At 40.0% G+C, this 10,129-nt stretch carries 8 protein-coding genes; 3 read left to right on the top strand and 5 right to left on the bottom strand.

Annotated features, from left to right (window positions below):
- A partial coding sequence (locus WBM98_RS04270; protein WP_424364788.1) for an ATP-binding protein occupies positions 1–972 on the top strand: 972 nt, incomplete at its 5' end.
- Positions 973–983: 11 nt separating this feature from the next.
- The gene (locus WBM98_RS04275; RefSeq protein ID WP_424364789.1) at positions 984–1,382 is read left to right on the top strand and encodes a DoxX family membrane protein; all 399 of its coding nucleotides are present in this window, start codon (positions 984–986) and stop codon (positions 1,380–1,382) included.
- A gap of 53 nt (positions 1,383–1,435) precedes the next feature.
- Here WBM98_RS04275 and WBM98_RS04280 read toward each other — a convergent pair whose 3' ends face one another.
- From WBM98_RS04280 to WBM98_RS04300, 5 genes are all read right to left on the bottom strand, one after another.
- Positions 1,436–1,942, bottom strand: a complete 507-nt coding sequence (locus tag WBM98_RS04280; RefSeq protein ID WP_424364790.1) for an OmpH family outer membrane protein — start codon at positions 1,940–1,942, stop codon at positions 1,436–1,438.
- 314 nt (positions 1,943–2,256) lie between these two features.
- Positions 2,257–3,084, bottom strand: a complete 828-nt coding sequence (locus WBM98_RS04285) for a class I SAM-dependent methyltransferase (protein ID WP_424364791.1) — start codon at positions 3,082–3,084, stop codon at positions 2,257–2,259.
- Between the two features lie 476 nt (positions 3,085–3,560).
- Positions 3,561–5,429, bottom strand: a complete 1,869-nt coding sequence (mnmG, locus tag WBM98_RS04290) for a tRNA uridine-5-carboxymethylaminomethyl(34) synthesis enzyme MnmG (protein ID WP_424364792.1) — start codon at positions 5,427–5,429, stop codon at positions 3,561–3,563.
- Positions 5,422–5,856 (bottom strand): rRNA maturation RNase YbeY, encoded by a 435-nt coding sequence (gene ybeY / locus WBM98_RS04295; protein WP_424364793.1) that lies wholly within the window; start codon positions 5,854–5,856, stop codon positions 5,422–5,424. The genes mnmG and ybeY overlap by 8 nt, the downstream gene beginning before the upstream one ends.
- Entirely contained in the window at positions 5,849–9,232 is a 3,384-nt protein-coding gene (locus WBM98_RS04300) for a hypothetical protein (protein WP_424364794.1), read from the bottom strand. Before WBM98_RS04300 ends, ybeY begins: the two co-directional genes overlap by 8 nt.
- A 214-nt stretch (positions 9,233–9,446) precedes the next feature.
- On the opposite strand from WBM98_RS04300, the gene WBM98_RS04305 reads away from it, so the two are divergent.
- A partial coding sequence (locus tag WBM98_RS04305) for a glutamate--tRNA ligase (RefSeq protein WP_424364795.1) occupies positions 9,447–10,129 on the top strand: 683 nt, incomplete at its 3' end.

Below are 10,129 nucleotides of genomic sequence, written 5' to 3' on the forward strand. Positions count from 1 at the left end.
AATACCAAGTGCAATACCCTCTCACATCCCGATGTACACTTTGCCTTTCCGGTGTCAAATTCTGATAAGGTAAGTAGCCACGCCGTAAGCAACCATTATATGGAAGAATGGCGCCAATTTATCAGGGAACAGCCTTATGGCAACCTCTTCGATTGGTACCGTTTGATCGGGATTGAAAAAAAACAGGGGCAAATCGGGGTCGATGAGGCTCATGATATCGTCAAAAAGTTATCCTTGAAATCGTATGAGGGCGGCTATAAGATCATGTTGATATGGATGGCCGAAAAAATGAATACGGCCAGCGCGAACAAACTACTGAAGCTGATTGAAGAGCCTCCGAATAAAACGGTTTTCCTGCTAATAGCGCAAAATGAAGCAGACATCATACAAACCATCAAATCGCGGTGTCAAATTTTACATTTTCCGCCTTTATCAGAAGATGCCATTGCCAAAGGTCTGGAAAACAAGGGGTTGGTTCGTGGGGAGGCGTTACGCTTGGCCCATGAGGCAAATGGTAATTTCAATAAGGCCTTAGATTTAATGAACAAGGATTCTGAGGATCTGGTCTTCGAAAGATGGTTTGTGCAATGGGTGCGTAGTGCATTTAAGGCCAAAGGCAATAAGGGGGCCATACATGAACTTATACTCTGGGCCGAAGAAGTGGCGAAAACCGGTAGGGAAACCCAAAAGAAGTTCCTTCAGTATTGTATTGCAGTTATGCGTCAGGCCATGCTCCTTAATTTCAATGTGGGGGAATTGGCTTTTATGCGCATTCATATTGACGGATTCAAGATGGAAAAATTCGCATCATTTATACATGAGAATAACATATTACCTATCGTCGACGAACTGGAAGAGGCCATGTATCACATTGAACGAAATGGTAATTCGAAAATCATCCTGACCGATCTTTCAATCAAGTTGACCCGTTTATTACATAAAAAGGAAACTCCTTTTTTTAATCAAAACTAAATCTGTATACAGTGAATATACTTTTGAACAACAGCACGGAAATACTTCTTTCATTGTTTTTGGCAATCACCTTTGTTCAGAGCGGATTGGATAAGCTATTCGATTGGGGTGGAAATTTGTCGTGGTTAAAGGGTCATTTTGAAAACACCCCTTTAAAGAACATGGTTCCTTTATTATTGGGAATCGTACTTGCACTCGAAGTGGTTGCCGGCATTTTATGTGCCATAGGCATAGTTCAACTCGCGCGTAACGGCGAAACCGAGTTAGGCTTTTATGGGGCCATTTTGTCTTGTGTCGTGCTATTGATGTTACTTTTCGGACAACGTGTGGCCAAGGATTATGACGGCGCAAGAACGATTGTCATCTATTTTGTACCTGCCATTTTACTGGTTTACTTACTACAGGGTTAAAACAAAAAACCCCGACCATTAATGTCAGGGTTTTGATTCAAACGCGAAACGTTCTAGTTTTTGTACTTGTCGTTGAGAATTTTGGTAATCTCATCGGTAAGATCATTGGCTTCCTTACCGTACAGCACACTACCACCATCACCACCACCAAGGATGTACGAATAAGAATTGGCTTTTCCGTAGGCCTTGATCTCTTCTTTTACCTTGGTCACCAAACTATCCATATCGGTTTGGCCCTCCATTTGTAAAAGTTGCTCCTCTTGCTGTAATTGCTGTCCTATAAGCTGTCCCTTTTGTTGGAACATCCCATACTCTTCCTGGGCTTTCTGTTGGGACATACTTTGTGCCTTGACCTGAAAGGCTTGGGCCTCTTGTTGAAAGGCCTGTGTAATACTGTCTTTCTTTTGGCCAAAAGCCTCCAACTTGGTGGTATATTTGGCCTCTATGTCTTTCTTTTTCTGATAGTCTTGCATTAATTTGACATTATCGACAAAACCTATTTTTTCTTGCTGACAAGACATAATCAATAATACGACAGCAACCATTAATAATTTTTTCATTTCGTAAATTTAAGTTCTCACTAGGTAAAAGATTGTTTTTTGAATTGCGCAAAAATAGGAAAGCTTTTTTGAACTTTTACCTTAATTGATTGTTTTGTGCATTTACTCCCAAATGTCGGTCCCTTATAATGGAATTCATTTTTATGGTCTTCTTTTTACATAATAGATATTTTCTATTACTTTATGTAATACTTATTGTTATAAACTATGTTTTTTTGAGTGTTCCGAAGCGTGTATAATGCACAACTCAGAACAAATGGTGCACTTCATTATACATTGATGCAAAATGCCCGCAAATCGCCTTAAATTCAATATTAGGCTCTTTGTAGCACATAAATGTGGGAAGAATACTCTTTGCTGGCTAACGCCTTTATATTGGACAACAACCCAATGGCAAAGGCCATGAAATAATTTTGTCGTCCTGTTTTATACTTTTCGGATAACAAGGAAACATAAAACGAATCAAAGATCATGGGTTTAATGCTGACTACTTTCAAACCATGCTCGGCGAAGATACTTTGTATTGACGCTTTTGAAAAATGCCAAAGATGTCTTGGCACATCATAAGCGGCCCAATATTCCCCATAATGTTTGGCATCGTAAGATTTATAATTGGGTACGGCAATCACCAAGGTACCATCTTCCCTAAGTCTTAAAACAAGATTTTTGATTTGGTCCCCTAAATCGGGCAAATGCTCTAAAACGTGCCATAAGGTAATTGCCCCATATTTCTGTTCTGGGAGCATCTGCATGTTTGTTTTCAATGCAATACCCTTTTCTGCCGCCCGAAGTCTCGCATCCTGATTGGGCTCCACGCCACTTATATTCCACCCTTTTTGTTTGGCCGTCAATAGAAAATCACCGGTTCCCGCCCCAACATCCAAAAGTGTTTTTTCCTTGGAACAGTATTTTGAAATCAGCCTTTCCTTTTTTTTAAGGCTATATTTTTTAACTCTTTGGTACAGTTTATCGCTAAGTGTTTTATTGGCATCTGTATGCGAGATATAGCTTTCGCTCTTGTAATAAAGGTCAAGGTCGTTGGGCTGGGGCTGGGTTGCCAATCCTTTCAGTATCGGATCATAAACAAGCGTAAAACTTTCCCCTGAAACCGAATAATCCTTAGTTCTTAAATACGCCTTCATTCTAATTATAGGTAAACAAAAATTAATTTAAAGGGCCTAAGATACTCCAAAACCATTTCCCGCGAAAGTACTTGCCAATCCTAGTCGACCTTATCCGAAGCTATCGCATCCGCAACTGAAATGTGTCGATAACCCTTTCTCATGTATTCGTTGTCACCAAGGACCAAAAAAGAATCTTCCTCTTTTTTTGACAAAGCGATAATCAGAAAAGAGCAACATACAATAAGGAATGAATTCTTGGATATCCATCCCCTTTCAATTACGCGGATAGCAAAAAAAGCTGTATCCATCACCAAAAATAAAGATGACAGCTATGTGCACCTTTATGAACTTCAATGGACTTCCCAACTTCGAGCCCTTGAAAAACCACGTTTCGCCCAAAGGTTGTGGGATAATCCAAACTCGAACTTTACGATGTCAAAATGGGGGGGGGACGAGGTTCTTAATCGATTGTTCCACGTGGAACAATCCGGGGGCTACCTTCCCATATAAACCAAAAGAACGCTAATGTCAGAAGGGGAAACCCCGCTAATCCGAGAAGCCTGGGAAATGGTCACAGGGCGGATGGCCTGCAATTTTTCGCGTGCTTCGAAAGAAAGCGATTTTAATTTAGAATAATCAAATCCGTCAGGAATTTTGACATTTTCCAAACGATGTAATTTATCCGCATTGCCTTTTTCCTTCAGGATGTAGCCCGAATATTTAACCTGGATTTCCGTCTGTTCCATTTCCTCAGTACCCAAGCTATTTTCGGTGACAAAATTGGAAACGGCCTCCAATTCCATCATATGATCCATAGTGACCTTCGGCCTTGAAAACACTTTGAACATTTTGTCGGATTGTTTTACCAAGGAGGAATCCACACGTTCCAAAATCGGATTGATTACTTCGGGACTAACACTGGTATTCTTAAAAAATTTAATAAATGCGTCCGATTTCTCCCTTTTTTCCTCCATACGTTTTAAACGATCTTCGGATGCCAACCCAATTGCATGCCCCTTAGGGGTAAGTCTTAAATCGGCATTGTCCTGTCGTAAAAGCGTGCGATATTCAGCTCTAGAGGTAAACATCCGATAAGGTTCCTCCGTACCTTTGGTAATCAAATCGTCTATTAAAACCCCAATATAAGCTTCATCCCTTTTTAGTATGAATGCTTCCGTTTCATTTAATTTCAAATGCGCATTGATTCCGGCCATCAAGCCTTGTGAAGCCGCTTCCTCATATCCCGTTGTTCCATTGATTTGTCCAGCAAAATAAAGATGCTCTATCAACTTTGTTTCGAGGGTATGCTTTAATTGCGTCGGCGGAAAATAATCATACTCTATTGCATAGCCCGGTCTAAAGAATTTTACTTTTTCAAAACCAATTACAGAGCGAAGTGCTTTAAATTGTACGTCCTCTGGGAGCGAGGTGGAAAAACCATTAACATATACCTCTACCGTATTCCAACCTTCAGGTTCAACGAACAACTGATGGCTATCCTTATCCGCAAATCGATTTATCTTGTCCTCTATGGATGGACAATACCGGGGTCCAATGCTTTTGATCCGCCCATTGAACATTGGTGACCGGTCAAATCCTTCCCGTAATACATCATGCACCAGCGTACTAGTGTGGGTCATATAACAATCCTTTTGAGTGGATAGTATCGGAGTATCTAAATATGAAAACTTTTCAGGCCGAATATCGCCAGGTTGAACTATCATTTTAGAATAATCCAAAGAACGTCCATCAACCCGTGGGGGTGTTCCGGTTTTCATTCTTCCACTTTCAAAACCTAAACCTGTTAGTTGTTCCGTGATTCCGGTAGCTGCCTTTTCCCCTGCACGACCTCCTCCAAATTGTTTGTCTCCTATGTGGATGAGTCCGTTTAAAAATGTACCATTTGTTAAGATAACAGCCTTACCTTTTATTTCAATGCCCAAAGAGGTGCGTACACCCTTTATTTTATTTCCTTCCAACAACAAACCACTGATCATTTCCTGATAGAAATCAACATTCGGGGTGCTTTCAAGTGCCAAACGCCATTCCTCAGCAAACCGCATCCTATCATTTTGCGCCCTTGGACTCCACATCGCAGGACCTTTTGATTTGTTCAGCATCTTGAATTGTATGGCCGATTTATCAGTGATAATACCACTATAGCCACCTAAGGCATCAATTTCCCGTACAATTTGCCCTTTTGCAATTCCTCCCATAGCCGGATTACATGACATTTGCCCAATCGTTTGAAGGTTCATCGTGGCCAATAATGTTTTTGACCCCATATTGGCCGCCGCGGCAGCCGCTTCCGCGCCTGCATGCCCTCCTCCCACAACAATCACATCATATTCTTCTTCAAACATACCCTTCGCTTTGTTCCACGTGGAACATTTTTATTTTTTCTTCCTCCTTACGACGCATTAAGGCCGTTTCTTGAGGTGTTTTATCATTGTATCCCACTAAATGCAATAAGCCATGTGCCATCACCCGCAAGAGTTCTCCTTCAAACGTATCCTTATATGACATGGCATTTTCCCTAACCCTTTCTATGGATATAAAAATATCCCCATGTACAATCCCCTTATCCGAATAATCAAATGTGATAATATCGGTCAAGGTATCATGGTTTAAATATGATTTATTGATTTTAATCAAATAATCGTCATCACAAAAAATATAGTTCATCACTCCAGTTTCTGAATCTTCCGATTTTAAAACCCTACCAATCCAATCGACATACTTATCTACGTCCTTGATACTGAAGTCACATTCATAAAACAGCTCAATCATTATCCTTGAAATATTCCTTTACTTTATTTTGATAATTTTGATGCAAAGGTAAAGCTTGTCTGTCCAATACTTCAACATCATTTCTATATTGTTGTAGGATGGATGGTTTCGTCAATACGGGATTATTGAAAAAATGGATATTCGTATTGCTTTCCCGTTCAGATTTCTTCCCTTTTGACAGGGTGGCGTTCTCAAGCTTTAAGAGTTCATGTTCTATTACATTCATTTTATTCCTAGTGCGCTGGGTTACCCCGTTTTCGATAAGATCATTTTCAAAATCCTCCATCTGTTTAATCAATTTTTCACCCAATTGTCTATCATCATCCTTAATCATATCCGACAATTGCTGTTCCAATTGTTCCCTCAACCTTTGCTGTTGCTTATAAATTTCATAAATCTCCTTTAACTCCTTTTCACTGGCCCCATCTTGTCCATTGGCATTACCATTCCTACCATTCTGGTTTCCAGCCCCTTCACCACTTTCACCATTCTCTCCCTTATTGCCTTCTTTGGTATTTCTCGGTGTTGTACCATCTTTTCCAGAACCCTTTTCAGTACCCTGTCCTTCTTTGCCACTGCCCTCACCCTCTTGGGGTTGGCCCTGCCCCGATTGTCCCATTCCCTCCATCTTTTCTTTTAGCTCACCCTGTCCTTTAATAATATCGGGGAGTTGAAATCCCGGATCTCCTTGTCCTTTGCCGGCACCGGCCTGCATGCTCTGTTGCATATTGTCCAAAATATCAGCTAGGAAATTCGATAATTCATTACTTGCATTCAATACATACTTTTGATAAGATACCCCTTGGTATATTTGATTCTCCGAAAGACTTTCCAATGATTTGTCCATATTATAGTATACATCGGTAATCTGCTGGTTTACAAATTCCGACAACTCGGCCCTTCGTAACGACAATGCAAAGAGACTATCGTCAACATGTTCGAATAAACTTCGAAGTTCATTTTGCTTTCTTACCGTACCCGAAAAATTGGCTATCTCCAAATCCATTTCTTCCACGGATTCGAACAATGTCTCCTCTTTAAACGAAAAAGTAACTAAATTATCAAGAATCTGTCGTAACATCTCCGCATCTTCCGTAATACCTGAACTTCCGGAGGCGCTGTCGGTGGCCGTATTTAATTCCTCGGCCATCTCTTTGATTTTATCAGCGGCAGACTTTTGTTTTTGTTTAGCCTTCTCCGCACCTTCCGATTTGGACTTTGAATCACTGGGGTCATTGTTGCTCCGTTGTTTAGCGATTTCCTCCAAAGCCTCCTCTTGATCTTGTTTAATGGACTCCTCCTTGTCCTGCTCCCTTATTAAATCCAATGGTTTTTGTAAATTCCTATTGTCTTCTAACAATTCTTCCAAATCTTTTATCAATTCCTTGAACGTTGTATTTAATTCTTCTTGATTTTCTTCTTTATAAAACTTTTCAACCTCCAACTCTGACAATGACTGTTGATCTTCGGCAAGCTTATTCAGTTCCTTGGCCATTTGGGCCATTTTCTCAGTCACATAATATCTTTTAGTGAGTTCCAGCAATTGTTCAAGGTTCCTTTTACTATTCTGTTGATTTTTCCCTAACTGCTCCAGGCGTTTGGTCAATTCCTCCTTATCGATTTTATTGGCGATCTTGTTCAGTTCGTCCAATAATTTCTCGTTTTTTATCGCTTCCAACTCTTGCCGTTCCAAGCGTTCCTGCAGCAACTTGTTAAGATTGTCATCCTTTGCATTCTTTTCGAGATTTTCCTTTAATTGTTTGCTGAACTGTTGCATGAGTTCTTCCTGTTCCTTTTGTTTTCCCAGAAAATCCTTGATTTGATTTTCATCATTGTAATTCAGTTCCTTCTTTTCCTTTTGTTCCCGATTGATCTTGTCAAGCGCTTTTTCCTGTTCCTCATACTTCTCAAGGGAACGGTCCATGTTGCCAATAATGGATTGTTGGGATTCCAACTCCTTTTTTAACAACTGATCATCATTCAATAAATTATAGGTGAAAATTTGACTTTTTACAGATTTCCCCTTGTGGATGCCATCATTATCTGTAGCAATAAAGTAAAACTGATAGTCAACACCTTCCGTTAACCGTAGCCCAGAAGGGAAGGTATAGTAAAACTGTTTGAAATTCGTATTCGGTTCACTTATGTTAACGTACTGCCGATCTTCTTCCTTTCCCTCGGCATAACAGACCATTTTAATAGTGCTCAGGCCATAATCATCTGAAGACTCACCAACAAAATAAGAAACATTCGGATTTAAGCTGTCCAATACCTGCGATACTTTGATCGTCGGATATGCATCTTTAACTATGGTAAAGCGATAATCCAACTTTTCATAATCCGTAACATACTTGTTCGAGGTCGTAATCTGATAATCATAAGTATCAAAAACACGGTTAGACAAAATGAACTCTTTATCAGTGTTTGTAAAATTCCGAACGGTATCCTTATCGACCAAATGTATCGATTCGGTATTCTCACCAACCATTTTCCAAGTCACTTGTGTTCCTTCAGGTAGTATGGCATTCCCAGTACTTTTCAAAACTTCCGACGTTCGATTCAAATAATCAGGGTAATCGAATTCCATTGTAAAATTCTGAATGGTAGGTGCATCCAACACCTGTAAATGGTAGAATTTAGATTCTACATTGCCCGAAAAAAATTGAAAATCAGAATCTTCCAGGGGCGGGGTAAACGTATATTTATACAAACCATTTTCTTGTTGCAATAAAAGTTCCTTTCCATTAATCCTAATGTTTACAGCGTCTGGACGTATGTCTCCTTGTGTTGTTATATAAATCGTATACGATTTATCTCCTAATACCTTGAGCTCCTTCGATACCAATTCGAAGGTAAAAGGAGCCGGGGGAGCGTAGGCGAGATCATAATTCACAACTCTGTTGTAAGAATTGAAAAAAGAGGTAAGATTACCCGACAGGTATATAGCTCCAAATACCAAAATAGGCAATACCAAATACTTTGAATATTTCAGATTCTCCTTATAATCGATTGCTCTTGTGAATGGAATGGGCCGAAGCCTTTCGGAACGCTGTTCTATACTTGCCATTAATAATTCCGATTGGTTTTTATCGTCAGCAAGATCCAATAAATTATACAACCTATCGGCTACTTCAGGAAAGTGCTTTCCAATTAATCGGGATGCATCCTTATTGGTAATTCCATTTTTTACCTTGAACAAATAGAGTAGGGGGACAAAAATAAAGCGATAAAATAAAAACAGTACAAGTACAATGAAAACAAAAAACAATAGCAATCTTCCAATGGAATTCAACCAAAGAAAATATTCTACCCCCAATATGCCAAACATGGACAAAAGACCAAATGCCAAAGTAAGTACAATACCTTTTATCAGCATTTTGGTATAATACTTTTTTGTGAAATGGTTTAATTTATCAATTATATCATAATATGCTTGCAAGACAGGCCAATTTTTATAGCAAGATAATCGATATCTATTACTTCAGTATCAAAATCATGTTAAAACGCCCCAAAGTAAGACTTCTATAGTCTCCCATAGCGCTTGGGCGCTTACCGGTATTCCCTTATATTTGCCATTCAATACAATTCACATGAGTCAGAAAGTCAGGGTTCGATTTGCGCCCAGTCCTACGGGGCCCTTGCATATTGGTGGTGTTCGTACAGCGCTTTTCAATTACTTATTTGCAAAACAGCATAACGGGGATTTTATCTTACGTATCGAAGACACCGATCAGAACCGTTATGTCGAGGGTGCCGAACAATATATTATTGACGCCTTGGAATGGTGCGGCCTATCTTATGATGAAGGCCCAGGAAAAGAGGGTGCCTTTGGACCTTATCGTCAAAGCGAGCGTAAACACCTCTATAAGGAGTATGCAGACGACTTGATTGCCAAGGGAAAAGCCTACTATGCCTTTGACACTCCTGAGCAATTAGACTTACATCGCAAGGACCACGATGCTAAGGGAAAGACTTTTATATACAACTGGCACAACCGCTTGAAATTGGACAATTCCCTGTCACTGTCCCCCCAGGTAACCACGGCCAGACTATCCGCAGGGGACGATTATGTCATTCGCTTTTTAACTCCACAGGATGAAAAATTATCGTTACAGGACAGCATACGCGGAGACATCGTCATCGATACCAATATTTTGGATGACAAGGTGCTGTACAAAAGCGATGGAATGCCCACCTACCATTTGGCCAATATTGTTGATGACCATCTCATGCGGATTACCCATGTAATTCGTGGTGAAGAGTGGCTGCCCTC

The organism is Maribacter sp. (assembly GCF_049667165.1).
In the GTDB taxonomy this organism is placed as follows: domain Bacteria; phylum Bacteroidota; class Bacteroidia; order Flavobacteriales; family Flavobacteriaceae; genus Maribacter_A.

Coding starts and splice junctions, on each gene's coding strand:
- WBM98_RS04280 (WP_424364790.1), bottom strand. CDS start 1,942: ATGAAAAAATTATTAATGGTTGCTGTCGTATTATTGATTATGTCTTGT.
- WBM98_RS04285 (WP_424364791.1), bottom strand. CDS start 3,084: ATGAAGGCGTATTTAAGAACTAAGGATTATTCGGTTTCAGGGGAAAGT.
- mnmG (WP_424364792.1), bottom strand. CDS start 5,429: ATGTTTGAAGAAGAATATGATGTGATTGTTGTGGGAGGAGGGCATGCA.
- ybeY (WP_424364793.1), bottom strand. CDS start 5,856: ATGATTGAGCTGTTTTATGAATGTGACTTCAGTATCAAGGACGTAGAT.
- WBM98_RS04300 (WP_424364794.1), bottom strand. CDS start 9,232: ATGCTGATAAAAGGTATTGTACTTACTTTGGCATTTGGTCTTTTGTCC.